This is a genomic window from Paractinoplanes polyasparticus (genome assembly GCF_019710575.1).
Classification (GTDB): Bacteria; Actinomycetota; Actinomycetes; order Mycobacteriales; family Micromonosporaceae; genus Actinoplanes; species Actinoplanes polyasparticus.
The window spans coordinates 179,780-203,870 of sequence record NZ_JAHWFK010000032.1; the positions used below are offsets into that span (position 1 = coordinate 179,780).

21 protein-coding genes are annotated in these 24,091 nt (G+C 71.2%); 9 read left to right on the plus strand and 12 right to left on the minus strand.

Annotation, left to right across the window (positions count from 1 at the left end; translation table 11 throughout):
• Window positions 1-72: 72 nt before the first annotated feature.
• Genes KXC43_RS29670 through KXC43_RS29680 form a run of 3 tightly spaced genes read left to right on the plus strand, consistent with a single transcriptional unit; the run spans window position 73 to window position 4,041 of the window.
• The gene (locus tag KXC43_RS29670) at window positions 73-1,521 is read left to right on the plus strand and encodes an FAD-linked oxidase C-terminal domain-containing protein (RefSeq protein WP_221379468.1); all 1,449 of its coding nucleotides are present in this window, start codon (window positions 73-75) and stop codon (window positions 1,519-1,521) included.
• Between the two features lie 43 nt (window positions 1,522-1,564).
• Window positions 1,565-2,683, plus strand: a complete 1,119-nt coding sequence (locus KXC43_RS29675; protein WP_221379469.1) for an FAD-binding oxidoreductase — start codon at window positions 1,565-1,567, stop codon at window positions 2,681-2,683.
• Window positions 2,683-4,041 carry a (Fe-S)-binding protein gene (locus KXC43_RS29680; protein WP_221379470.1) on the plus strand — a complete coding sequence of 453 codons (1,359 nt, stop codon included), beginning with the start codon at window positions 2,683-2,685 and terminating at the stop codon, window positions 4,039-4,041. Before KXC43_RS29675 ends, KXC43_RS29680 begins: the two co-directional genes overlap by 1 nt.
• A gap of 24 nt (window positions 4,042-4,065) precedes the next feature.
• Here the strand turns inward: KXC43_RS29680 and KXC43_RS29685 are convergent, their stop codons facing one another.
• Window positions 4,066-4,440, minus strand: a complete 375-nt coding sequence (locus KXC43_RS29685) for a VOC family protein (protein ID WP_221379471.1) — start codon at window positions 4,438-4,440, stop codon at window positions 4,066-4,068.
• Between the two features lie 108 nt (window positions 4,441-4,548).
• Window positions 4,549-6,681 carry a rhamnogalacturonan lyase family protein gene (locus tag KXC43_RS29690; protein ID WP_221379508.1) on the minus strand — a complete coding sequence of 711 codons (2,133 nt, stop codon included), beginning with the start codon at window positions 6,679-6,681 and terminating at the stop codon, window positions 4,549-4,551.
• Window positions 6,682-6,882: 201 nt separating this feature from the next.
• On the opposite strand from KXC43_RS29690, the gene KXC43_RS29695 reads away from it, so the two are divergent.
• Window positions 6,883-7,980, plus strand: a complete 1,098-nt coding sequence (locus KXC43_RS29695; RefSeq protein WP_221379472.1) for a cellulose binding domain-containing protein — start codon at window positions 6,883-6,885, stop codon at window positions 7,978-7,980.
• Between the two features lie 1,011 nt (window positions 7,981-8,991).
• The gene (locus KXC43_RS29700; RefSeq protein ID WP_221379473.1) at window positions 8,992-9,195 is read left to right on the plus strand and encodes a hypothetical protein; all 204 of its coding nucleotides are present in this window, start codon (window positions 8,992-8,994) and stop codon (window positions 9,193-9,195) included.
• Between the two features lie 14 nt (window positions 9,196-9,209).
• Here the strand turns inward: KXC43_RS29700 and KXC43_RS29705 are convergent, their stop codons facing one another.
• The 5 genes from KXC43_RS29705 to KXC43_RS29725 all read right to left on the minus strand — a co-directional run bounded on the left by KXC43_RS29705 (window position 9,210) and on the right by KXC43_RS29725 (window position 13,059).
• A complete protein-coding gene (locus tag KXC43_RS29705; protein WP_221379474.1) occupies window positions 9,210-9,977 on the minus strand; it encodes a class I SAM-dependent methyltransferase in 768 nt (255 codons plus the stop codon).
• Between the two features lie 178 nt (window positions 9,978-10,155).
• The gene (locus KXC43_RS29710) at window positions 10,156-11,232 is read right to left on the minus strand and encodes a 5'-methylthioadenosine/S-adenosylhomocysteine nucleosidase family protein (protein ID WP_221379475.1); all 1,077 of its coding nucleotides are present in this window, start codon (window positions 11,230-11,232) and stop codon (window positions 10,156-10,158) included.
• A 26-nt stretch (window positions 11,233-11,258) separates the two neighbouring features.
• Window positions 11,259-12,287 (minus strand): LLM class flavin-dependent oxidoreductase, encoded by a 1,029-nt coding sequence (locus KXC43_RS29715; protein WP_255645023.1) that lies wholly within the window; start codon window positions 12,285-12,287, stop codon window positions 11,259-11,261.
• A gap of 7 nt (window positions 12,288-12,294) precedes the next feature.
• Complete coding sequence (gene smpB / locus KXC43_RS29720) at window positions 12,295-12,780, minus strand: SsrA-binding protein SmpB (protein WP_221379477.1); 486 nt, start codon at window positions 12,778-12,780, stop codon at window positions 12,295-12,297.
• A gap of 15 nt (window positions 12,781-12,795) precedes the next feature.
• Window positions 12,796-13,059, minus strand: a complete 264-nt coding sequence (locus KXC43_RS29725) for a hypothetical protein (RefSeq protein ID WP_221379478.1) — start codon at window positions 13,057-13,059, stop codon at window positions 12,796-12,798.
• A gap of 188 nt (window positions 13,060-13,247) precedes the next feature.
• Here KXC43_RS29725 and KXC43_RS29730 point away from each other — a divergent pair, with 188 nt between their 5' ends.
• Both KXC43_RS29730 and KXC43_RS29735 read left to right on the plus strand, forming a co-directional pair.
• A complete protein-coding gene (locus KXC43_RS29730; protein WP_221379479.1) occupies window positions 13,248-15,371 on the plus strand; it encodes an MMPL family transporter in 2,124 nt (707 codons plus the stop codon).
• Between the two features lie 49 nt (window positions 15,372-15,420).
• On the plus strand, window positions 15,421-16,419 hold the full coding sequence (locus KXC43_RS29735) for an NAD(P)-dependent alcohol dehydrogenase (RefSeq protein WP_221379480.1): 999 nt from the start codon (window positions 15,421-15,423) through the stop codon (window positions 16,417-16,419).
• Window positions 16,420-16,426: 7 nt separating this feature from the next.
• On the opposite strand, the gene KXC43_RS29740 is transcribed toward KXC43_RS29735, so the two are convergent.
• Window positions 16,427-16,915: an IclR family transcriptional regulator domain-containing protein gene (locus tag KXC43_RS29740; protein WP_221379481.1), complete on the minus strand. Its 489-nt coding sequence runs from the start codon at window positions 16,913-16,915 to the stop codon at window positions 16,427-16,429.
• Between the two features lie 69 nt (window positions 16,916-16,984).
• On the opposite strand from KXC43_RS29740, the gene KXC43_RS29745 reads away from it, so the two are divergent.
• Together KXC43_RS29745 and KXC43_RS29750 are read left to right on the plus strand one after the other, a co-directional pair.
• The gene (locus KXC43_RS29745) at window positions 16,985-17,308 is read left to right on the plus strand and encodes a putative quinol monooxygenase (protein WP_221379482.1); all 324 of its coding nucleotides are present in this window, start codon (window positions 16,985-16,987) and stop codon (window positions 17,306-17,308) included.
• 83 nt (window positions 17,309-17,391) lie between these two features.
• A complete protein-coding gene (locus tag KXC43_RS29750; protein ID WP_221379483.1) occupies window positions 17,392-19,614 on the plus strand; it encodes a hypothetical protein in 2,223 nt (740 codons plus the stop codon).
• 21 nt (window positions 19,615-19,635) lie between these two features.
• On the opposite strand, the gene KXC43_RS29755 is transcribed toward KXC43_RS29750, so the two are convergent.
• The 4 genes from KXC43_RS29755 to KXC43_RS29770 form a co-directional block, all read right to left on the minus strand.
• Window positions 19,636-20,787: a sugar ABC transporter substrate-binding protein gene (locus tag KXC43_RS29755; protein ID WP_221379484.1), complete on the minus strand. Its 1,152-nt coding sequence runs from the start codon at window positions 20,785-20,787 to the stop codon at window positions 19,636-19,638.
• A 341-nt stretch (window positions 20,788-21,128) separates the two neighbouring features.
• Window positions 21,129-21,728, minus strand: coding sequence for a mycothiol-dependent nitroreductase Rv2466c family protein (locus tag KXC43_RS29760; RefSeq protein WP_221379485.1), 600 nt, complete (start codon window positions 21,726-21,728; stop codon window positions 21,129-21,131).
• Window positions 21,729-21,769: 41 nt separating this feature from the next.
• A complete protein-coding gene (locus tag KXC43_RS29765; protein ID WP_308129308.1) occupies window positions 21,770-22,462 on the minus strand; it encodes a class I SAM-dependent methyltransferase in 693 nt (230 codons plus the stop codon).
• Window positions 22,459-23,886: an NAD-dependent succinate-semialdehyde dehydrogenase gene (locus KXC43_RS29770; RefSeq protein ID WP_308129309.1), complete on the minus strand. Its 1,428-nt coding sequence runs from the start codon at window positions 23,884-23,886 to the stop codon at window positions 22,459-22,461. The genes KXC43_RS29765 and KXC43_RS29770 overlap by 4 nt, the downstream gene beginning before the upstream one ends.
• Window positions 23,887-24,091: the final 205 nt, after the last annotated feature.

Here is a 24,091-nt window from a genome sequence, read left to right on the forward strand (position 1 = left end):
GGAAGACTCTCGGTGACGAATGTCGGACCCTCGGGATAGGTTGTCCCCGAGGTGAACGGCGAGGAGGGTCGCATGGCAGACATCGACGCGCTCGCCCGGCGGCTGCGTTCCGACCTGGGCCCCGAGCAGGTCGTGACCGACCGGCAGGAACTGCGCACCTACGAGTGCGACGGCCTCGCCCACTACAAGGTCATCCCCGCTCTGGTCGTGCTGCCGCACACCGCCGGCCAGGTCGCCACCGTGGTCCGGGCCTGCGCCGAGGCCGGGGTGCCGTTCGTCGCCCGCGGCTCGGGCACCGGGCTGTCCGGCGGCGCCCTGCCGCATGCTGAGGGCGTCCTGATCGTCACGGCCCAGATGCGCCGCATCGTCGAGATCGCGCCGGCCGACGAGCGGGCCGTGGTCGAGCCCGGCGTCATCAACCTCCAGGTCACCCGGGCCGCCACCCCGCACGGCTACTACTACGCGCCCGACCCCTCCAGCCAGCAGATCTGCTCGATCGGCGGCAACGTCGCCGAGAACTCGGGCGGCGCGCACTGCCTCAAGTACGGCTTCACCACCAACCACGTCACCGGCCTGCAGATCGTGACCCCCGACGGCGACCTGGTGCGGCTCGGCGGCCGGGCGCCCGACCCGCCGGGCTACGACCTGATCGGCGCGTTCGTCGGCTCCGAGGGCACCCTCGGCGTCGCCACCGAGGTGACCGTGCGGCTGACCAGGTTGCCCGAATCGGTGCGCACGCTGCTCGCGGCCTTCCCCAGCATCGACGCCGCCGGCGCGGCCACCTCGGCGATCATCGCGGCGGGCGTGGTGCCGGCCGCGATCGAGATGATGGACGCGCTCGCCATCGAGGCGGCCGAGGCGGCGGTTGCCTGCGGCTATCCGCCGGGCGCGGCGGCCGTGCTGATCGTCGAGCTCGACGGGCCGTCGGCCGAGGTCGAGGCCCAGTTCACCGAGGTCACTTCGTTGTGTCGCGGTGAGGGTGCGTTCGAGATCCGCATCGCGGCCGACGACGCCGAGCGGGCCCTCTTCTGGCGGGGCCGCAAATCCGCCTTCGCGGCCGTTGGCCGCATCAGCCCCGACTACATCGTGCAGGACGGCGTGATCCCGCGGACGGCGTTGCCCGAGGTGCTGCGACGCATCGGCGAGGTGGCTTCCGCCCACGGCGTACGAGTGGCGAACGTCTTCCACGCGGGCGACGGCAACCTGCACCCGCTGGTGCTGTTCGACGCCCGGGTCGACGGCGAGGCCGAGCGGGCCGACACGGTCTCGGGCGCGATCATCGACCTCTGCATCGAGTACGGCGGCTCGATCACCGGCGAGCACGGCGTCGGCATGGACAAGGCGAAATACATGCCCCGCATGTACGGCGACGACGACCTCGACACGATGCAGCTGGTGCGCTGCGCGTTCGACCCGGCCCACCTGGCCAACCCCGGCAAGATCTTCCCCACGCCGCGGCTGTGCGGCGAGCGACCGGGCGGCGACATCGCCGCGCGGTTCCCGGGCGTGGAGGTCTTCTGATGGGTGCGCTCGCTTTCTCTCTTTTCCGGGTTGTGGTCCGCTGATGGGCGCGCTCGATGAGCTGACTCGGCCTGCCGGCGAGGACGACCACGTCGGCGGGGTGCCGGCCCGCCTCGTCGCCGCACCCGGCTCGACCGCCGAAGCGGCGGCGGTGGTGGCCGCTTCCCGGGGCCTGGCAGTAGTGGTGCGGGGCGGCGGCACCAAGGTGCACTGGGGCCCGCCCCCGCGCTCGCTCGACCTGATCATCGACACGCGGCGGCTGGCCGGCGTCGTCGAGCACGCGGCCGGCGACCTGATCACGGTGCTCCGGGCGGGCACCCCGCTCGACGATCTCGCGCTCGGCGACCAGCAGCTGGCACTGGACGCGGCGGCCGGGGCGACGGTCGGCGGGGTGGTGGCGACCGCGGCCGGCGGCCCACGGCGGCTGCAGTACGGCACGGCACGCGACCTGCTGATCGGCATCACGGTCGTCCGGCCCGACGGGGTGGTGGCCAAGGCGGGTGGCAAGGTGGTCAAGAACGTCGCCGGCTACGACCTCGGCAAGCTCTACACCGGGTCGTACGGCACGCTCGGGCTGATCACCGAGTGCGTGTTCCGCCTGCATCCGCGGCCGGCGGCTTCCGTGTACGTGCGCTCGACCGCCCCGGCCCAGGCCGTGCCCGCGATCCTCGCCGCGCAGGTCGCGCCGACCGCGATCGAGCTCGACACCGCCACGGGCGAGCTGACCGTGCTGCTCGAGGGCACGCCCGCCGGCGTACGGGAAAGGTCGGCCCTGATCGAGAAGTTGCTGGCCGGCGAGGTGAGCGAGGCCGCGCCCGGGTGGTGGGGCCGCGACCCGTGGGCGGCCGACGAGATCGGGATGAAGCTGTCGGTGCCGCTCTCGAAGGTGCCGGCGCTGGTCGGGCTGGGGTCGGCGCTGCGCGGGTCGGCCGGCGCCGGGGTGCTCTATGCCGCGGCGCGCGACATCACCGAGGTCGAACGGCTGCGGGCCCAGTGCGTGCGCGGCGGCGGGCATGCCGTCGTGCTGACCGCGCCGGCCGAGGTGCGCGACATCCTCGACATGTGGGGTCCGGTGCCGGGGCTGGCGGTCATGCGCCGGATCAAGGATCAGTTCGATCCGGAGCACCGGTTCGCGCCGGGACGCTTCGTGGGAGGCATCTGATGGTCGACGCGACCTGGGGCACCGGCGAGCCGCCGCGTGACGTGCTCGGGCCGGTTCATGACGGGCCGGCCTTCGACGATCATCATCCGCCCCGGGCCGACCTGATCGCCGACTGTGTGCACTGCGGCTTCTGTCTGCCGGCCTGCCCGACATACGTGTTGTGGGGCGCCGAGGCCGACTCGCCGCGCGGCCGCATCTATCTGATGAACGAGGGCGTCAACGGGGAGCCGCTGAGCGGTTCGATGGTCGAACACTTCGACAAGTGCCTGGGCTGCATGTCGTGTGTGACCGCGTGCCCCTCGGGCGTGCAGTACGACCGCCTCATCGAGGACACGCGGGCCCAGGTCGAGCGGCGCTTCACCCGCGACCGCGGCGACGCCCTGCTGCGGCGGGCCATCTTCGCGCTCTTCCCGCACCCGCGCCGGCTCCGCCTGCTGCGGGGCCCCCTGCGGGCGTACCAGAAATCGGGTCTGCAGCGGTTCGTGGCTCGCAGCGGCCTGCTCGAGAGGCTGGGTCCGACGCTGACCACTCTCGAATCGCTCGCGCCGCGCCTGCACAAGGTCCCGCGCCCGCCACGCCGGGTACCCGCCCGCGGCGCCCGGCGCGCGGTCGTCGGCATGCTGACCGGATGTGTGCAGGGCGCCTTCTTCCCCGAGGTCAACTCCGCGACCGTACGCATCCTCGCCGCGGAGGGCTGCGAGGTCGTGATCCCGCCCAGCCAGGGCTGTTGCGGCGCCTTGAGCGTCCACAACGGACGCCGCGAGGAGGCGCTCGGCTTCGCCCGCCGCCTGATCGACACGTTCGAGCACACCGGGATGGACTACTTCGTGGTCAACGCGGCCGGCTGCGGCTCCTCGCTGAAGGAGTACGGCGAGCTGCTGGCCGACGACCCTTTGTACCAAGCGCGGGCCGCAGCCTTCGCCGCGAAGGTGCGCGACCTCGCCGAACTGCTGGACGCCCTGGGCCCGGTCGCCCCGCGCCACCCGCTGCCGCTGACGGTGGCCTACCACGACGCCTGCCACCTCGGTCACGCCCAGGGCATCCGCGCCCAGCCGCGAGCGCTGCTGCGCGGCATCCCCGAGCTGAGGCTGCGCGAGATCGCCGACCCCGAGCTGTGCTGCGGCTCGGCCGGCATCTGGAACATCCTCAACCCCGTCCCCGCGGCCGAACTCGGCGACCGCAAGGCCGCCAACGTCCTCGCCACCGGCGCCGACCTGCTGGTCACGGCCAACCCCGGCTGCATGATGCAGGTGACCGCCGCCCTCAACCGCCAGGGCGCCACGATGGCGATGGCCCACACCGCCCAGGTCCTGGACGCCTCGATCCGCAACCTCGGCGCTGCCGCCCTGCGCCCCTGACCGAACGCCGGCGCCCGGCGCTGCTCAGGCGTTGCGTTCGATGGTGCTGCGTTCGATGCAGAACTCGTTGCCCTCGGGGTCCTGCATGGTCACCCAGCCCATGCCGTCGGGGGTCCGGTGGTCCTCGAAGAGCTTGGCGCCCAGGGCGGTGAGCCGGTCGACCTCCTCGTCGCGGGTGCGCTCGTCGGGCACCCAGTCGATGTGCAGGCGATTCTTCACGGACTTGGCCTCAGGCACGCGGATGAACAGCAGGCCGGGCACCGGCGACGGCGCCTCGACCAGCACCTCGTCGTCGCCGGGCTTGTCCTCGTCGCTCAGTGGCCAGCCGGTGACCTCGCTCCAGAAGCGAGCCAGCTCGTACGGCTCGGAACTGTCGACCGTCACGTGTCGCAGAATCATGGTCCAAACCTTAATGGGAGGCACGCCTTGACGTTCGGGCTGCCGGTGATCGGGCTGGAGTCGCGCACCCGGTCCCGCGGGCTGTGACGGGACCAGGCACGCGACGGGTCAGCCGATGGCGAAGCTCGGGTGGGGCGGCTGGTTGTAGGCGGTGTTCTGCCAGGCCAGGGCCTCGCGGTACTGGATGTCGTGCAGCAGCGTGAGCACGCGGCGGTCGGTCTGGATCGGGGTGGAGTAGATGCGCAGGGCGGTGTTGTCGGCGGTGGGCCAGATGACCTCCTCGCGCCAGTCGCCGAGCAGGTCGCCGCTCAGGGACGGGGTTGCCTTGGTGCCGTTGTTGGAGTGGACGCCGCTCGCGGTGAGCAGGCGCGTGTCCGACGATGTGTCGTACTTGTCGATGCGGGTCTGGTCGAGCAGTTCGCGCTGGGGGTCGCGGTCCCACCAGATCACGAAGTTGGCCGAGCTCGGCTTGCGGCTCGACACCACCGAGCCGGACGGGCCACGCACGCCGTCGACCGCGGACGACCAGCTCTCCGCGCCGGGGCTGCCGGCCCAGATGTCGGCCGAGACGCCGCGTCCGTTGTCGCCGGCAGCCGGGGTGCTCCACAGGATCTGGCCCGTACGGGCGTCGGCGAACCACGACGACGGCTTGCTGGCGTCCTCGTCGACCTTGAAGACCTCGAGGCCGGTACGGGACGGGTCGAGATCACCGACGTGCAGGGCGTCGCCGTGGCCGTGCCCGGTGTTCCAGAGCTTCGCGCCGTTGTCGTCGATCGCGAGGGAGCCGTACACGATCTCGTCGCGGCCGTCCCGGTCGACGTCGGCCACCGAGAGCTGGTGGTTGCCCTGTCCGGCGGTGCCGCTGTTGGTCGAGCTGTTGCTGTCGAACGTCCAGCGACGGGTCAGCGCGCCGTTGCGGAAGTCCCAGGCGACGATCACGCTGCGGGTGTAATAGCCGCGCGCCATGATCAGGCTGGGCCGGCTGCCGTCGAGGTAGGCGGTGCCGGCCAGGAAGCGGTCGACCCGGTTGCCGTACGAGTCGCCCCAGTTGCTGACCGTGCCGCGGGCCGGCTCGTAGTTCACCGTGGACAGCGCAGCGCCGGTGCGGCCGTCGAACATCGTCAGGTATTCGGGGCCGCTGAGCACGTAGCCCGAGGAGTTGCGGTGGTCGGCGCTCGAGGCGCCGATCACCTGGCCGGTGCCGGACACGGTGGCATCGGCCGTCTTCATGGCCACCTCGGCCCGGCCGTCGCCGTCGTAGTCGTACACCTGGAACTGGGTGTAATGCGCCCCGGCCCGGATGTTACGGCCGAGGTTGACGCGCCAGAGCCGGGTCCCGTCGAGTTTGTACGCGTCGACGTAGACCGGATCGGTGACGCCGGACTGCGAGTTGTCCTTGGCGTTCAACGGCTCCCACTTGAGCACCAGGTCGAGCCGGCCGTCGCCGTCGAGGTCGCCGGTGGAGGCGTCGTTCGCGGCGTACAGGGAGCTGTTGGGATTCTGGATCGGGACGTCGAGATAACCGTTGCCGAAGGTCAGGGACGGGCCCTCGGCCGCCTGCTCAACCCCATTCAGTACGGCGCGTACGGTGTACGCGGCGTTGGCGGCCGCGCCGGCGTCCAGGTAGTTGGTCGAGGTCGTCAGCGGCGACCCGTTGACCTTGGTGGCGCCGCGGTAGACGTTGAAGCCGACGCCGGCCGGGTCGGTGGCCAGCCAGCGCCAGCTGACCAGGTTGGCCGAGCCCGAACGGACGCTGATCACGCCGCGGTCGAGGCGTTCGCGCTGCTTGCCGTCGGCCGGCGCTGTCGTGGTCGGCGGCGGCGTGGTCGGCGGCGGCGTAGTGGGCGGTGGCGCCGTGGTCGGGGGCGGCGGTGTCGTGGTGGGCGGCGGCGTGGTCGGCTGTGTCGCTCCCGTGCACGCGACGCCGTTCAAAGTGAACGTTCCCGGTGTGGTGGCGTCGCCGTTGGCGTTGAAGCCGAATCCGGCCGTGCCGTTCGTGGCGAGTGCGCCGTTCCAGCCGGCGTCGCGCACCGTCACGGCCGTACCGGACTGGGTGACCGCCCCGTTCCACAACGACGTGATCGTCTGACCGCCGGGCAGGGCGAAGCCCAGCGTCCAGCCGTTGAGCGGGTCGCCCAGGTTGGTGACGTCGACGGTGGCGCCGAAGCCCCCGGGCCAGGAGTTCGTGACGGCGTAGCGCACCTGGCAGCCGGCGGCGGCATCGGCCCGGGTCGCCACCATGACGCCCGCACCGGCAGTGACGACGGCGAGGACGGCCGCGATCTTTCCTCTTCTGGCCACGAGCGGTCCTTAGATCGAGGGACATGAATGGGAGCGTTCCCAGGGTGGAGTATCGCGACGTTTCGGTCAAGGTTGGATTGGGAGCGCTCCCATGTCATAGTGCCCTCTATCCACTGTCATCGATCTCTGCTGGAGCGCCCGATGCCCAGACGAAGGTTGACCGTCCTCGTTACCGCGACTGCTCTGGCGGCCGGGTCCATCGCCGTCGCCGCCGCGGGCCCGGCTTCAGCCGCCGCCGGCTGCCAGGTCCGCTACGCCGTCTCGAGTTCCTGGCCGGGTGGCTTCGGCGCCGCCGTCGACATCACCAACCTCGGCGACCCGCTGACCGCGTGGACCCTGACGTTCTCGTTCGGTGCGGGCCAGACGGTCACCCAGCTCTGGAACGGCGCGGCAACCCAGTCCGGGGCGGCGGTCACCGTACGCAATGCCTCGTGGAACGGCGCGCTCGCGACCAACGGGACGGTGTCCTTCGGCTTCAACGGCTCCTCGACCGGCAGCAACCCGATCCCCACAGCGTTCGCCCTCAACGGCGCCGTGTGCAACGGCCCGACGCCGAGCACGCCCCCGCCGCCGAGCACCACACCACCGACCACCACTCCCCCAACGACCCCTCCCACCACGCCGCCGGCCGGCTCACCCGTCAAGATCATGGCGCTGGGTGACTCGATCACCGGCTCCCCCGGCTGCTGGCGGGCCCTGCTCTGGCAGAAACTGCCCGCCACCCGCGTCGACTTCGTGGGCACCCTGCCCGGCCAGGGCTGCGGTTTCCCGTACGACGGGGAGAACGAGGGCCACGGCGGCTTCCTCGCCACGAACGTCGCCAACCAGAACCAGCTCGTCGGCTGGCTCGCGGCCACCGACCCCGACGTCGTCCTCATGCACTTCGGCACGAACGACGTCTGGAACAACCTGCCCCCGTCGACGATCCTGGCCGCGTTCACCCGCATGGTCGGCCAGATGCGAGCGTCCAACCCGGCCATGAAGATCCTGGTCGCCCAGATCATCCCCATGAACGCCTCGAACTGCGCCGACTGCGCCCAGCGCGTGGTCAACCTGAACGCGGCCATCCCGGCGTGGGCCGCCGGCCTCTCGACAGCCACCTCCCCGATCACAGTCGTCGACCAGTTCACCGGCTTCGTCCCCGCCACCGACACCTACGACGGAGTCCACCCCAACGACGCCGGCAACGCGAAGATCGCCAACCGCTGGTACCCGGCTCTTTCCGCCGCCCTCGGCTGACCGCAGCCACGTCCCAGCCACCCGCCTGCCCCGGCACAGCCCCGCCTCCTTCACGCAAACAACCGAGGCGTTCCATCGCTCCGACGCCGGACAAACCGGACCGTCTCCGTCACGCTCACAGGAGACGGTCCGGACCGGCTCCCGACGCACACACGAGACGAACCGTCTCGTCTCGCCGGGGCCGCGGGACGCAAACCGGACCGTTCCACCCACCCACCCACCCGAGACGAGACGGTTCGTCTCACCTCGCCCGAGCAAGACGAACCGTCTCGTCTCGCACCGCCGCACGAGACGAAAGGACCGTTCCAGCACTTCGTCCAGGCGAGAGCCGACCCGGCTTACATCGCCGCCAACGCGCGAGCCGAGCCCGACCCGCAACGCCGCCAACGCGCGAGCCGAACCCGGCCCACATCGCCGCCAACGCCCGAACCGAACCGGCCTCAACGCCGCCAACGCGCGAGCTGAAGCAGGCCCATTTCGCCGATGGCGCCGAGTCGGGGCGCCGGCCGGGTCGCGGTCGATGTTGGACTGCATCACGCGATCCGGCCGCGCAAGCGACACCGCAGGCCCGCGTGCCGATCATGCGGGACTGTTAGAAGAACGGCACCTCTCCGTGTCAAGCCGCCAGGAGGAGAGAGGTCTCCAACCTGACAGACCCGATCATGCGAGCTGCGGCGCGGCACCCTGACGCGTGTCACGCGGACGTGACCCGGACGACGTCGTCGCACGGCCGCCGCGACCGGATGATCAACGCCGTCGTTACACCCCGGCGCCGTGTGGATGGACACCGGCTGCAAGGCTCTGACCAGGCCCAACGTGAGCTTCGCGGGGCCGCCGGGACGTGGCGGGCAGTGGAGTCACGGCGGAGCTTGAGGAGTGTCGACATAGGAGACGGAGAGGTCACGCGAAACCTGAAGGGCATGGCAGATCTCGACTTCAGGGCGTGGAACGGAGCGGACCGGGACGGGTTGTTCGCCGATCTGCACACCGATGATGTGAGCGTTTGTCTTCATGGGCAGGCTCCGACTTCATGGCCTCGAGGAACACGTCGAAGCCATGAAGTCGCTCGTCCGGACCATGGGCGGGACGCCGGCGCAGGTTCGGTCCCATCCGATCACGTTCGGGTCGGGTGACTGGACGTGCGTGGTCGGCGAGTTCGAGAACGGCAGCCGTACGGTCATGCCGGCCCGGTGGCGTGACCGGGTTAGCGCCTAGGAACACAGACCAGTTCATCGGCGTCGGCCGACCACCAGCTGGATCTCGAGCGGCGCGGCTACCTCGCCTTCCGGGGTCACGAAGGGCGCCAGGGCGAGCCGGCTGTCGGCGACGATGCGCCGGCGGGCCTCGTCGTCGAGGTGGCCGGCCAGGGGAAGAAGCTCGGCCTTGATGAACGCGTCCATGGTGGGCAGGCGGGTGGCGCTCGTCCACGTGGTGAGGCGGTCGATCTGCCAGCCTGCCTCCTCGCACTGTGCGGACAGCCGGTCGGGGTCGCCGGCGGCGAAGTAGCCCGCGATCACCTCGCTCGCCGACGGGACGGCGTGCCGGGCGACCAGCTCGGCCAGGGCCACGTAGCCCGGGCTCGCTGCGAGCCGGCCCGGCACCTGCAGTCCCAGTCGCCCGCCGACCCGGGTCATTTCGCGCAGCGCGGCCACCCGGTCGGCGAAGTACATCAATGCCGCCTGCGACACCACCACATCGAACGCGTTGTCGGCGAAGGGCAGGGCTGTGGCATCGCCCACGCACCAGTTCAGGGCGGGCTGCGCGCGCCGGGCCACCGCCAGCATCGCGGGATTGCGGTCGAGCCCGGTCACCCGCCCGGCTGTCGAGGCACGCGCCACGACGCCGGTGCCGCAGGCCACGTCCAGCATCGACTCCTCGACGTCCGGCGCGACCGCCTCGATCAGGCGACGGGCCAGACCGGCGAACAGCGCGGGAACGAAAGTGCTCTCGTAGAACTCGGCGGCATCCGCCGGGAGGGCGTACGTGTGCTCGCTCATCACCTCAGCACACACCGCCGAACCGCCGTGCGGCAGTCCGATGGCGGACCCGCCGACCCGCCGGTTTGTGCGAATCGCCGCAAGAAGCCGACGCCCGGGCGAAAGCGGCGCCCAGGCGAAAGCGGCGCCCACGTGAAGGCAGCACCCAGGCGAAGGCAGCGCCCAGGCGAAGGCAGCGTCAGGTGAAGGTGTTGTGTTGCACGTTGCCGTCGCCGATCATCAGGCCGCGCACGTCGCGGGCATGGACGACGTGCCCGCCCGCCGGTGGAGCGTGGCGCGGCTCGGCGCGGGCGGCGAGCCGATCGAGCAGGGCGAACAGCACCTCCGCGGACGCCCGGGCGGCGAACCGCCGGTAGCGGTCGTCCTTGTCGGCGTCGGCGTGGTCCACGACGCCCTTGACGACCAGCCACTGCGGCACCTTCTGGGCCTCGGCCACGGTGGCGATGGTGGCCGCCTCCATGTCGAGGCCGGCCACCGTGCGTACACCTGACGCCTTCAGCCTGGACCAGGTCGCGCCGTCACCGATGACGGCGCTGCCGCTGGCGACCGGCCCGGCCACCACCGCGTACGGCAGTGTGCCGGGCCCGTCCACGTCGTCGTAGAGCGCCCGGGTGATGACCGACCGGCCCTGCTCCGTGAGGGCCAGGCTGTCCTGGGCCCATCCGACCAGTCCCTCCGACTCCATCGCCGACAGGCGGGCCGGCCAGGCGCCGGGCGGGAAGTAGCGGCCGCGCGCCGGGTGCTCCCTCGGATTCTGCCCGGCCATCAGCCGCTCGAGGAACCAGAGCCGGGACTCCTGCTCGGTGGCCACGCCGTGGCTCGGCAGCCCGGCCGGGTCGAATTCCTGCGCCGCCCGGAACCAGTCGGCGTCCAGCCGGTACTGCCGGTGATCGGGCGTGAAGCCCGCCGGCGTCTGCTTGCCCTCGTCGTGCTCGTACGCCACTTCGGCGACGACCACGTCGCCCAGCGCCACCACGGACGGGTTGCCGGCGCACACCCCGGGCATCGCCAGACAGCCCGGCCGCAGTTCACGGGTCAGGCTGGTCGCGAGCGGCCCGGCGCTGCGGCCGCCCATGCGGACGGGCCGGGCCAGCGCAACCGACAGGACCCGTCCGTCGGCGCAGCGGTGATCGCCACGAATGTACGGATCACCGCCGTCCGCCTCGTGCGGAGTCCATGCGGAACCGGCCGCAGCCCGTGCGGCTTCGAACTCTTCCCTCAGCGCCGCAATGATCAGCACATCGACGTACGCCATGCCGCCAAGATACCGGCGGGCCGCGATCATGCCTCGGCGAGGAGCTCCTTCACGCGGGGAATGACCTTCGTGCCGTACAGCTCGATCGCGGTCAGCATCTTGTCGTGCGGCAGGGTGCCGGCGCTGTACTTCAGGTCGAAGCGCTGGATGCCGAGGTGCTTGATGGTGTGCGCGACCTTCTGGGCCACCGTCTCGGGCGAGCCGACATGCCACGCGCCGTCGCGGATGTCGTTCTCGAAGCGGTCGCGGCTCAGCGGCGGCCAACCCCGTTCGCGGCCGATACGGTTGAGCATCGTGCGGGCGTGCGGCCAGAGCGTCTCGACCGCTTCCTCGTCGGTCTCGGCGACGAATCCGGGGCAATGCGCGGCCACCGGCTGCGACGGCTGCTCGAACTCCTCGAGGGCGCGTTGGTAGAGCTCCACGTACGGGGCGAAGCGCACCGGCTCGCCGCCGATGATCGCGAGGACCAGCGGCAGGCCGTGGCGCGCGGCCCGGACCACCGACTCGGGGCTGCCGCCGACGCCGATCCAGGTGCGGATGCGCCCGGACTCGGTCTTCGGGTAGACCTGTTGGCCGTTCAGCGGCGGGCGGACCGTTCCTTCCCAGCTCACCGGGCCCTCGTCGAGCAGCTTGACCATGAGGTCGGCCTTCTCCTCGAACAGCCGCTCGTAGTCGTGCAGGTCGAAGCCGAACAGCGGGAACGACTCGGTGAACGAGCCCCGGCCCAGGATGATCTCGGCGCGGCCGTGCGAGACGGCGTCGAGCGTGGCGAAACGCTCGAAGACGCGCACGGGGTCGTCGGAGCTGAGCACGGTGACCGCGGTGCCCAGCCGGATGCGCTCGGTGCGGGCGGCGATGGCGGCGAGCACGATCTCGGGTGCGGAGACCGCGAAGTCGTCGCGGTGGTGCTCGCCGAGGCCGAACCCGTCGACGCCGACCCGCTCGGCCAGCACGGCCTGCTCGACGACGTTGCGGATCACCTGCGCGTACGGAAGCTTCTGGCCGTGTTCGTCGACGGTGACGTCGCCGAAGGTGTCGAGTCCGAATTCCACCATGATCACTCTACCGAGCCGGCCGGCCCTTCAACCGGCGGCCCATCTCGCGCGCGATCTCGTTCCGGGCGTCGCGCTCGGCCAGCACCTGCCTCTTGTCGTACGACTTGAGACCGCGCGCCAGCCCGAGCTCGACCTTGGCCCAGCCCTCGTTGAAGTACATCGAGAGCGGCACCAGGGTGAGCCCGTTGCCGTCGCGCAGCTGGGCCAGGATCTTCAGGATCTCGGACTTGTGCAGCAGGAGCTTGCGGGTGCGGCGCGGCGCGTGGTTGGTCCAGCTGCCGTAGCCGTACTCCGCGATGTGCAGCCCGTAGAGCATGATCTCGCCCTCGTGCTCGCCGGCGAACGCGTCGACGAGCGACGCGCGGCCCTCGCGCAGCGACTTCACCTCGGTGCCGGCCAGCACGAGACCCGCCTCGTACGTGCGGAGGATCGCGTAGTCGTGCCGCGCCTTCTTGTTCGAGGCGATCATCTTGCGTCCGGTCTCCCTGCTCACGCAGGAACGATAGCTTTACGGCACCGGCCGCCGCATCGAATAAGTGACGCTGCTCAGCCGGTGGGGCTCGTTGTGGACGTGCATGGCGGCGCGGTCGAACGCCTGCCAGCCCGCCGCGCCGGCCCGGTTGAGGTGGCGCAGATCGTCGAAGCGCTCGTCGGTGCCCCAGCGCAGGGTGCCGCCGGGGTGGTGGAAGGTGGCCGTCCAGTCCATGAACCGGTCGGCGCCGAGCGTGCCGGCGGCGCGGTACTCGAGCCGCGCGTATTCCCAATTGGTCACCAGTGGATTATGCCGAAATGACCTTGGCCGCCGCGACCGGAGCGGCCAAGGGACGTTCCCTGCCATCCTCGGCCATTGTGGACGGAACGTGTCAGGGGTCACCCTGAAATCACCCTGAGTAGGATTCAGCTGACCTCGCGTCCGGGCTTACGCTCCGCCAGTCTGACACCACGTTTCGGGGGGAACGCATGGCTACGGGTGGGGTGGCGAGGCTGGTCTGCGGCCGCTGGTCGAAGTGGGTCGTGCTCGCGTTGTGGATCGTCGTGCTGGGCCTGGCCGGGCCGCTGGCCGGCAAGCTGGGCGAGGTGCAGGAGAACGACAACTCGGCCTGGCTGCCCGGCGGCGCCGAGTCGACCCAGGTGGCCGAGCTGCAACGGCAGTTCCAGCCGGACGACATCGCGCCGGCCATCGTCGTCTACGAGCGTGCGGGCGGCCTCACCGACGCCGACCGTGCCGCGGCCGCCGACGACGCGCGGGCCCTGGCCGGCACCGAGGGGGTCAGCGGGCAGATCGCCGGTCCGATCGAGTCGCCCGACAAGGCGGCCCTGGAGATCATCGTCCCCATCCGGATCGACAGCGACGGCTGGGAGGCCCTGCCCGACATCGCCGAGGGTGTCAAGAACACCGCCGAGGAGGGCGCGCCCGCCGGCCTCGACGTCTACCTGGCCGGCCCGGTCGCCGTCGCGGCCGACTCGGCCGGCGCCTTCGCCGGCATCGACGGCACCCTGCTCTACACGACGCTCGTCGTCGTCGCGATCATCCTGCTCATCACGTATCGCAGCCCGGTGCTGTGGCTGCTGCCGATCCTGACCGCGGGCGTGGCCCTGGCCGGCTCCCAGGCGCTGATCTATCTGCTGGCCAAGCACGCCGGGCTGACGGTCAACGCCCAGAGCGCGGGCATCCTCACCGTGCTCGTCTTCGGCGCCGGCACCGACTATGCCCTGCTGCTGGTCGCGCGCTATCGCGAGGAACTGCGCCGCCACGAGGACAGACACGAGGCTATGCAGTTCGCCCTGCACCGCGCGGGTCCGGCCATCATCGCGAGCGCGGCCACCGTGGCGATCGGCATGACCTGCCTGACCCTGGCCGAGCTCAACTCGACCGCCGGCCTGGGCCCGGTCGCCGCGCTCGGCATCGTGGTCGGGCTGGCCGCGATGGTCACCCTGCTGCCGGCGTTGCTGGTCATCTTCGGCCGCTGGCTGTTCTGGCCGGTGCGTCCCCGATTCGGCACGCCCGAGCCCACCGCCACCGGCGTGTGGGCCCGGCTCGGCGGCCGCATCGCCCGCCGTCCGCGGCGGGTGTGGATCACCACGTCGCTCGTGCTCGGCGCGATGGCGCTGGGGCTGTTGCAACTCAACGCGACCGGACTCAGCCAGGCCGACCAGTTCACCACCGAGCAGCCCTCGACGGTCGCCGAAGAGGCCCTGGCCCGGCACTTCCCGGCCGGCGGCGGTCAGCCCGTGACGGTGATCGCCAACGCGGCGAGCGCGGCCGAGGTCAGCCGGGGCCTGGCCGCGGTGCCCGGCATCAGCGAGGTCGCCGAACCGGTCGTACGCGGGAATCTGGCGCTCATCGACGGCACCCTGGCCAGTGCGCCCGACAGCAAGGCGGCGCAGCAGACGGTCGAGCGGGCCCGGGACGCTCTGCACGCCATCCCGGGCGCGGACGCGAAGGTCGGCGGCGGCTCGGCGATCCTGCTCGACATCAACACGGCCAACGACCACGACAACCGGCTCATCATTCCGCTCGTCCTGCTGGTCGTGCTGGTGATCCTCGGCCTGTTGCTGCGGGCGGTGGTGGCGCCTCTGATCCTCATCGGCACGGTCGTGCTCTCCTTCGCGGCGGCGCTGGGCGTCAGCGTGCTCGTCTTCCGGCACCTGCTCGACTTCCCGGCCGAGGACACGTCGTTCCCGCTGTTCGTCTTCGTGTTCCTGGTCGCCCTGGGCATCGACTACAACATCTTCCTGATGACCCGGGTACGGGAGGAGGCAGCGGCCCACGGCACCCGGCGCGGCGCCGTGATCGGCCTGGCCGCGACCGGCGGCGTCATCACGTCGGCCGGCATCGTGCTCGCCGGCACGTTCGCCGCGCTGGCCAGCCTGCCGCTGGTCGCCTTCGTCCAGATCGGGTTCACGGTGGCGTTCGGCGTCCTGCTCGACACGCTGATCGTCCGCTCGGTGCTGGTGACCGCGCTCAACCTCGACGTCGGCCGCTGGATGTGGTGGCCGAGCCGGCTCAGCCACAAGCTCGACGAGCCGGGCGACCGGACCGGAACGCCGTTGTCATCATCTGAACCCGAACTTACGCACTGAGCCTCCGGCCGCGCATCCTCGTCACGTCCGAACTGAGGAGGCGTGGCCGATGAAGGCTGTCCGTGTTCACTCCTATGGCAAGCGACCCTCGATCGACGACGTTCCGGAGCCGCGGATCAGCGGCCCGCTGGACGTGCTGGTGCAGGTCGGCGCGGCCGGACTGTGCCGCACCGACCTGCACATCATCGAGGGGCAGTGGGCCGGGAAGTCCGGCGTGCCACTGCCGTACACGATCGGTCACGAGAACGCCGGCTGGGTGCGCGAGGTCGGCAGCGCGGTCACCAACGTGTCGCCCGGCGACGCGGTCATCCTGCACCCGCTGGTGACCTGCGGGCTGTGCCGGGCGTGCCGCTCCGGCGACGACGTGCACTGCGAGAACTCCCGATTCCCGGGCATCGACACCGATGGCGGCATGGCCGACTACCTGCTGACCAGCGCGCGCTCGGTGGTCAAACTGGCGGACGGCCTGGAACCGGCGGCCGTGGCCGCGCTCGCCGACGCCGGGCTGACCGCCTATCACGCCGTACGGAAGGCCGTGCCCCTGCTGTACCCGGGCCGGACCTGTGTGGTGATCGGAGCCGGCGGGCTCGGCCACATCGGCATCCAGTGCCTGCTCGCGATGACCGCGGCCCGGGTCGTGGTGATCGACCCCAACCCGAAGGCCCGCGAGCTCGCCACCGAACTGGGCGCCCACGAGGTCGTGGCGAACGGCGACGACCTGACCGACAGCGCCCACGTGGTGCTCGACTTCGTCGGTGAGCAGGGCGCCGAGGCGCTCGGCCTGACGATGACCCGGCGGGCCGGCAGCTACTACGTGATCGGCTACGGCGGCGCCGTGAACATCCCGACGATCGATCTGATCTCGACCGAGCGCAACATCATCGGCAACCTGGTCGGTTCCTACAACGACCTCGACGAGCTGATGACGCTCGCCGCCCAGGGCAAGGCCACGCTGCACACCCGGCAGTACCCGCTGGCCGCGGTCAACGAGGCGATGGACGACCTCGAAGCCGGCCGGCTACAGGGACGCGGCATCCTCGTGCCCTGAGCAAGCGCTACCTGGCGCAACCGGTGCGGGCGGCCGTGGTGAGGGCGATGGCCCGTGTGGCACGCACGGCGCCCAGCCGCACGGCCCGCTCCACCGACCATCTGTCCTCGTGGAACCGCCGGGTCGGCATCGAGACGGCGACCGCGCCGACGAAGCGCCCGGCGGCGTCGGTGACCGGGGCGGCCATGCAGCTCAGGCCGTCCTGGAACTCGTCGACCTCGACCGCCAGACCGGTGCCGCGCACCTGCCTCAGCTGCCGGGCGAGCAGGCCCCGGTCGGTGACGGTGGCCGGGGTGACGGCCGGGGTGCCGGTGTGTTCGAGCAGGGTCTCGCGGTCGTCGGCGGGCAGGCGGGCAAGCATCAGTTTGCCGAAGGCAGTGGCGTGCGGGGCCTGATGGAAGCCGATGGCCCGCACCGGGCCCGGCGCCGCGGCGATGTGGTCGAGCACGCGCATGGCCCGTTCGACGGACTGCAGAACCCCGGTGCCCTTGTTCATCACCCCAGCCTGCGGCCCTGATAGAGATGGTGGAAGACCGTTGACTGATCGCGCGAAGGGACTCCCGACATGATCTTCATTACCGCCAAGTTCCCGATCAGGCCCGAGTTCGCGGACCGCTGGCCCGAGCTCGCCGGCCCGTTCACCACGGCGACGCGGGGCGAGCAGGGCTGCCTGTGGTTCGACTGGTCCCGCAGCCTCGACGACCCGACCGAGTACGTGCTGGTGGAGGCGTTCCGGGACGGTGACGCGGGCGCCGCCCACGTCGGGTCGGCCCACTTCCAGCAGGCCCAGCGGGACCTGCCACAGTACCTGCGAGCCACTCCCAAGATCGTGAGTCAGACCGTTGATCAGGATGATTGGTCCGAACTGGGGGAGCTCGCCGTCAAATAGGCGCACGGTCGTGCCCGACCGGAGGTTCACCGCAGTTGAGCGTTCTTCCTACCGTGGGTCCCCCGGGACCCAGGAGGAGATTCGTGCGCGTGGCCCTGGCCGCGGTGGTGGCGGCCGTGCTGCTGGCGGTCGGCGGCGTCGTTGTGTGGACGCTCCGCTCGCCGGTGACGGCCGTCCAGGTCAGCGCGACGCGCGGCGGCACGGTCACCACCGACGAGGGTGTCTCCGTGCGGTTCGCTCCCGGCGCGTTGAGCGAGGACACCCAGGTCCGCGTCGTCCCCCGGCCCAGCATCGCGGCGCCGCACGGGCTCACCTGGCTCACCGAGCCGGTCGACATCGAACTCGGCGACGCCCGCCTGCTGACGTCGGCCACCCTCCGGCTCCCGCTGCGCGAACCCGTGGGCGACGGGCTGACCACGGTGGTGTCGCGCGGCGAGGACGGGGTGTGGAGCGGTCAGGGCGGCATGATCGACCCGGCGAACAGCACGATCACCACGATCGTCGGGCGCCTCTCGATCCTGTCGGCCGGCCGGACGAAGGTCCCGGGGCCCGGCCTGTCGGCGGGCGCCGGCGCGTACGACGCCGCTGACCCCGAGTGCGGCACCACCCGCTCCGACCGCTGGACGGCCCGGGCCGAGGGCGGCGCCGTGAAGACGTGCGTGGCCGCGGGCGCTGCCGACCGGCCGGCCCTGCTGCGGGTGGCGAGCAACCGCGCGTCCGGCCAGTTCGCCGAGCTCGGGGACTACCCGCCGATGACGATCGCTCAGCCGGGCGGACCGAGCCTGGCCGGCGCGGTCTGGCGCGGGGTGGCCGAGGTCGACCGCGACCACACATTCCTGCCCGGCAAGGGCACGCTCGACCTGTCGCTGCCGGGCAGCTACCGCACGATCGACTTCGTCACCCGCACCGGCCTCGACGTCACCGTCGCCGAGTACGTCGTCGAGGTCATGAGCCGCGCGTTCGTCCCGGCCGCGGTGACGGTGCAGGCCGTACGGTGCGTGCTCGCCCTGCCCGCGGCCGCCCTGACCCGCGAGAACCAGGTGCTCGCGTGCGTGGCCGGGGCGCTGGCGACCGAGCGGATCCTGCCCGGCGCGGTGGCCGGCACCGACGAGAAGCTGGCCCGGCAGAACCGTGACGGCAGGAACCAGGCCGTGCTGACAGCGATCCGCGGCCTGCCCGCCGTGGTCGCCGGGCGCGGGGACGACGGCGACGACGCCGGCTGGCGCGTCGTCGCCGAGCGCAGCCCGGTGATCCCCCGCAAGGCCCTCAACGAGCCCGGGGGCGCCATTCCGGCCTCGGTGGTGGCGACCCAGGAGAGGCTGTACGCGACCGCGCTGCGGGACGCCCTGCCGGAGGCGTTGCCCCCGGCCGGCCTCGTGTGGTCGAACACGACGCTGTCCGGCCGGCGGGTCACCGGAGCCGTGGCCGCCCTGGTCACCACGCCGCCGCTGCGCTGGCCGTGCGACGAGACCGCCCGCGACGGCTACGTCTACGGCCTGGCCGACCCCAACCTGCTCACCTATCCGGCCCGGCTGATCGATCTGGGCCTGCCGCCCGAGGACGTCGGCATCGTGCGGCAGACTGCCGCGGGTGGCCGGGACTACCGGCTGTGCATCGCCCTGGACGGAACCTGGACGTCACTCACCCACGGCCTGCCGGTCGGCGGCTTCCCGTCGGACGAGGCGACGCGGGTGGGCGCGATGGGACCGGGCGAGTGCCGGCCCGACCTGGGCGGCGCGTTCGTCCCGGCCGACGCCGGGTGCCGCAGCTCGGCGCGGGCCGACCTCGACGGCGACGGCCGGACGGACACCCTGCTGGTCTATCAGCGGGCCGGGAGCTGGACGGCGCGGGCGGTTCTCGCGGCCGGCCGGGTCTTCGACCTCGCGCTGCCGTACGGGCGGGACGAGAAGCCGGTTCCGGCGGGCGAGCTCGACCTCGACGGTCAGACGGGCGAGGAGGTGGTGCTCCGAACCGGAACGGCGTTGCGGCTGCTCTCGCTCGAGGCAGCGGGCCTGGTGCTGGTCGACAAGGAGTTCGCCACCGCGTCCTCGCTGGTCCGCACGGCCGGCCTCGGCTGCTCGGACGTCAACCACGACGGCCGCCCCGAGCTGGTCGAGGCGGGCTCGGTCTTCGACCGGGATCCGGCCACCGGCGCGATCGTCGGCGCGCGGACCACCGAGACCCGCTGGACGTGGGCGGGCAAGACGCTGAACCGCGGCGAGACGATCCGGCGCAGCCTCACCGGGGGCCAGGCGATCGCGGTGGCCGCTCCGCCGTACCGGGACGTCACCTGCTCCTGGCGCTGAGCGCCAGGAGCAGATCGCCGGCTAGTTGTCCTCGTCCTCGTCGGCCTTGACGAACGTGCCGACCTCGTGCTGCTTGCAGAGCGCCAGGTACTTGCCCTTGCACAGGCTGGCCTGCGGGATGTACTTGTCCTCGGCGACGACCTTGTTGATGTTCTCGAGGGTGATCGCCTCGGGCGGCAGGCTCACGAACGGCACGTACGCGCCCGACTCGGGGTCCTTCAGGGTGTTCGAGACCGTCGGCTTCTCGTTGTTGAAGAGCTTGACGGCGAGGTTGGCCGCGTTGACCGCCTCGAGCTTGGTGGCCTTGTAGACCGTCATGCACTGCTCACCGGTCAGCAGGTTCTGCAGCCCCTCGAGGGTCGCGTCCTGCCCGGTGACCGGCACGATGCCGTTCAGCTTCTTCTTGCGCAGCACCTTGATCACGGCGTCGCCGATGCCGTCGTTGGCCGCCAGCACACCGCGGATGTTCGGCGCCTGCGAGAGCATCTGCTCGAAGATCTTGGTGGCGTTGTCCGGGTCCCAGTCCTCCACCCACTGGTCGGGGCCCTTGGTGAACTCGGCCGCGTCGTACTTCTCGTTCAGCGGCACGTCGTAGCCCTCCTTGAACAGGTGGGCGTTGTTGTCCGACGGCGAACCGTTGAGCTGCGCGATGACCGGGTTCTGGACGCCCTTGGTCTCCAGGCACTTGATCAGGCCGTACGCCTGGAGACTGCCCACCTTGTTGTTGTCGAAGCTGACGTAGTAGTCGGCCCCGCCGTTCAGGGTGAGGCGGTCGTAGTCGATCGTCGGGATCTTCTTGGCCCGGGCCTTCTCGAGGACCGCCTTGCCGCTGATCGAGTCGAGGTTGGCGATGATCAGCACCTTGACGCCACTGTTGATCATCGACTCGCCGATCTGGACGAACTTGGCCCGGTCGCCCTGGGCGTTCACGATCTCGACCGGCACCTTCGCCTCGTCGAACGCGGCCTTGAGGTACTTCGGGTCCTCGTTCTTCCAGCGGACCGAGCTCTCGGTGTCGGGCAGGATCACGCCGACGCGGGCCTTGCCGTTGCCCGACGAGGTGTTGCCGCTGCCACTACCCGTGTCACCCGAATCACCGGAGTCATCACACGCAGTCATGGTGGCCGTCGCCATCAGGCCGACGGCGGCGATAGCCAACAGTTTCTTGCGCATTTGGTGGGTCGTCCTCTCCGATGAAACTCGACCTGTCCGGCCCTGGCGAAGGGCCGACCAAGTATCAGGCAGACCGGGCGCGCCCGACAGGGGGTACGGCACCGGGAAGAAAAATAGTTCATTTCCCGTCCGTGAGCACACTGGCATCACAGACTGTGCACAACCTGGCGATCTTGCCTGGTCAACCTTCGTCGGCGAGGGTACCCGCCGGCCCGGCCCGCGCCGACCGGCGGCGAAACAGATGATCCGGATCTGTACGGAAGGACGACCGGATCCCTCACCTGGCCGCGCGAAGGGGTCCGATCGTCGCCACCACGGCGCCCACCACCCGGCGGAGCAGGTCAGTTGTAGTTCAGCTCGCCGGTGCGGGTCCGCTTCAGCTCGAAGAAGTCGGGGTAGCCGGCCAGCGCGACGGCGCCGTCGAAGATCTTCGCTGCCTGGTCGCCGCGCGGAATGCTGCTGAGCACCGGGCCGAAGAACGCGACCCCGTCGATGTGGATGGTCGGGGTGCCGACGTCGTCGCCGACCGGGTCCATGCCCTCGTGGTGGCTCTTGCGCAGCGCCTCGTCGTACTCGGTGCTCGCCGCCGCCTCGGCCAGGCTCGCCGGCAGGCCCACCTCGGCCAGAGCCTCGCGTACGACCTGCTCGAAGTCCTTGTTGTCGTGGTTGTGGATGCGGGTGCCGAGGGCGGTGTAGAGGTCGCGCAGCACCCCGTCGCCGTGCTGCTGGGCGGCGGCGGTGACCACCCGGACCGTGCCCAGGGAACGGTCGACCAGGTCGCGGTACCACTCGGGCAGGTCGCGGCCCTCGTTCAGGACGTACAGGCTCATCACGTGGAAGCGCAGATCGATGTCGCGCTGCTTCTCGACCTCGAGGATCCAGCGGGAACTGATCCAGGCGAACGGGCAGGCGGGATCGAAATAGAAATCAACTCTCGTCACGTCTCCACGGTACGAGGCGATCGGCCCGAACCGGAGAGCAATCACGGGCGATCCGAGTGGGCCGATCTGCGAGCCAGGACGAGTCCCGGAACGGTGCTCACGGTGAAGCCGGCCGCCGTCAGGTCGGCGACGACCGCGGGCAGCGGGCTGGCCCGGTAGTACATGACGAACGGCGGGCGCCACACCGCGTTCCGCACCCGCATGGCCAGGTCGAAGCCGACCGTGGCCCAGTGCGAGACCGACAGCACCGGCGGCGGCTCCCCGACGGCCAGCGCGAACAACCCGCCCGGCCGCAGCGCGCGCCACACCCCCGCGAAGAGGGCGGGCCGCTCGGCCGGCAGGAAGTGGCCCAGCGCGCCGAAGGAGACGGCGAGGTCGAAGCCCTCGGCGAACGGGAGCGCCCGCGCGTCGGCCCGCACAAAGGTGGCCCCCGGATGCGCCGCCCGGGCCTGCGCGAGCATGCCGGCGCTGAAGTCGACGCCGGTGATCCGCTCACACCGGGACGCGAGCACTGACATGCCGGCGCCGGTGCCGCAGCAGACGTCCAGTCCCGCGTCGAACGGGCCGAGGCCCGACAGCGCCTCGGCCGTGGCGTCGAGGATGCTGTCGGGCGTACGGAACGGGGTGTGGTCGAACTTGGGGGCGAGCAGGTCGTAGCCGCGCTCGACCGACGACAGCGCCTGCACGCACAGCTCGCGCAGCGAGGGACCCCGGGGCGAGAACAAGGTCGTCACCAGTTGACGGCGATGTACTTCGACTCCAGGTATTCGAGCAGGCCCTCGTGCCCGCCCTCCCGGCCGATGCCGCTCTGCTTCACCCCGCCGAACGGCGCGGCCGGGTCGCTGACCAGCCCCCGGTTGAGGCCCACCATGCCGGCCTCGATCGCCTCGCTGACCCGCAGCCCGCGGGCCAGGTCGCCGGTGTAGACGTACGCCACCAGCCCGTACTCGGTGTCGTTGGCCAGCCGCACGGCCTCGTCCTCACCGGTGAACGTGACGATCGGGGCGACCGGGCCGAAGATCTCCTCCCGGAGGATGGCCGAGTCGGGCGCGACGCCGGTCAGCACCGTCGGCGGGTAGTAGAAGCCGGCCCCGTCGGGACGGCTGCCACCGGTCTCGGCCTTGGCTCCCGCCTCGAGCGCGCCCTTGACGAGCGAGTCGACCTTGGCCACGGTGTCCTCGTTGACCAGCGGGCCGACCTGCGTCGATTCCTCGGTGCCGGGACCCACCCGCAGCTGCGACATGCGCGCGGCGAGCCGCTGCGAGAAGTCGGCCGCGACCGGCGCCTCGACGTAGAACCGGTTGGCCGCCGTGCAGGCCTCGCCGCCGTTGCGCATCTTGGCGATCATCGCGCCCTCGATGGCCGCGTCCAGGTCGGCGTCCGCGAAGACCAGGAACGGCGCGTTGCCGCCGAGCTCCATCGACGTGTTCACGACGCCCTCGGCGGCCTGGGCGAGCAGCAGCCGGCCGACCTCGGTGGAGCCGGTGAACGACAGCTTGCGTACCCGCGGGTCCTTCAGCATCCGCCCGACGACCTTGCCCGAGCTGCGCGACGGCAGCACGTTGACGACACCCGAGGGCACCCCGGCCTCGGCCAGGATCGCCGCCATGGCCAGGGCGGTCAGCGGGGTGTCGCTGGCCGGCTTGAGCACAACCGTGCAGCCGGCGGCCAGCGCCGGGCCGATCTTGCGGGTGGCCATCGCGGCCGGGAAGTTCCACGGCGTGACCAGCACACAGACGCCGACCGGCTGTCGCGTGACCAGGATGCGGTTGGCGCCCGAGGGAGCGGTCGCGAGCTCACCGGCGCCGCGGACAGCTTCCTCGGCGAACCAGCGGAAGAACTCGGCCGCGTACGTCACCTCGCCCTTGGCGTCGACCAGGGCCTTGCCGTTCTCCAGGCTGATCAGCTCGGCCAGCTCGCCGGCCCGCTCGGTCATCAGCTCCCAGGCCCGGCGCAGGGCTTCCCCCCGTACGCGGGGAGGGGTGGCGGCCCAGGCCGGGCCGGCCTCCGCCGCCGCGTCCACCGCCGCGACGGCGTCGCTCTCACCGCCGTCCGCGACCGAGGCGATCACCTCGCCGCTCGCGGGGTCGAGCACGTCGAAACGGTTCCCGGACGACGCGGGAACCCACTTACCGCCGATGAAGAGTTCAGTTTCCACGGTTCCAGCATGGTCCAGGTCGCTTTTCGGCGCCACGGTTGCGAGTAAGCGACGCGGCATGACCGCCAGCCCCCGACCCCGGTGAAGTTCGCCGCCGGCACCGCCGTCATGGGGGTAGCGTTCCTGCTGTTCCTGCTGTTCCTGCTGTTCCTGCTGTTCCTGCTGTTCCTGCTGTTCCTGCTGTTCCTGCTGTTCCTGCTGTTCC

Bases quoted from the DNA above. Each gene is read 5' to 3' on its own strand.
- KXC43_RS29690 (WP_221379508.1), bottom strand. From the start codon at position 6,681: ATGGTGGCGACCCGGGCCGATGCCGCCGCCGGCTGCCAGGTGCGCTAC.
- KXC43_RS29675 (WP_221379469.1), top strand. From the start codon at position 1,565: ATGGGCGCGCTCGATGAGCTGACTCGGCCTGCCGGCGAGGACGACCAC.
- KXC43_RS29695 (WP_221379472.1), top strand. From the start codon at position 6,883: ATGCCCAGACGAAGGTTGACCGTCCTCGTTACCGCGACTGCTCTGGCG.
- KXC43_RS29740 (WP_221379481.1), bottom strand. From the start codon at position 16,915: ATGAACAAGGGCACCGGGGTTCTGCAGTCCGTCGAACGGGCCATGCGC.
- KXC43_RS29755 (WP_221379484.1), bottom strand. From the start codon at position 20,787: ATGCGCAAGAAACTGTTGGCTATCGCCGCCGTCGGCCTGATGGCGACG.
- KXC43_RS29670 (WP_221379468.1), top strand. From the start codon at position 73: ATGGCAGACATCGACGCGCTCGCCCGGCGGCTGCGTTCCGACCTGGGC.
- KXC43_RS29680 (WP_221379470.1), top strand. From the start codon at position 2,683: ATGGTCGACGCGACCTGGGGCACCGGCGAGCCGCCGCGTGACGTGCTC.
- KXC43_RS29745 (WP_221379482.1), top strand. From the start codon at position 16,985: ATGATCTTCATTACCGCCAAGTTCCCGATCAGGCCCGAGTTCGCGGAC.
- KXC43_RS29700 (WP_221379473.1), top strand. From the start codon at position 8,992: ATGGGCAGGCTCCGACTTCATGGCCTCGAGGAACACGTCGAAGCCATG.
- KXC43_RS29710 (WP_221379475.1), bottom strand. From the start codon at position 11,232: ATGGCGTACGTCGATGTGCTGATCATTGCGGCGCTGAGGGAAGAGTTC.
- KXC43_RS29730 (WP_221379479.1), top strand. From the start codon at position 13,248: ATGGCTACGGGTGGGGTGGCGAGGCTGGTCTGCGGCCGCTGGTCGAAG.
- KXC43_RS29715 (WP_255645023.1), bottom strand. From the start codon at position 12,287: ATGGTGGAATTCGGACTCGACACCTTCGGCGACGTCACCGTCGACGAA.
- KXC43_RS29705 (WP_221379474.1), bottom strand. From the start codon at position 9,977: ATGAGCGAGCACACGTACGCCCTCCCGGCGGATGCCGCCGAGTTCTAC.
- KXC43_RS29735 (WP_221379480.1), top strand. From the start codon at position 15,421: ATGAAGGCTGTCCGTGTTCACTCCTATGGCAAGCGACCCTCGATCGAC.
- KXC43_RS29685 (WP_221379471.1), bottom strand. From the start codon at position 4,440: ATGATTCTGCGACACGTGACGGTCGACAGTTCCGAGCCGTACGAGCTG.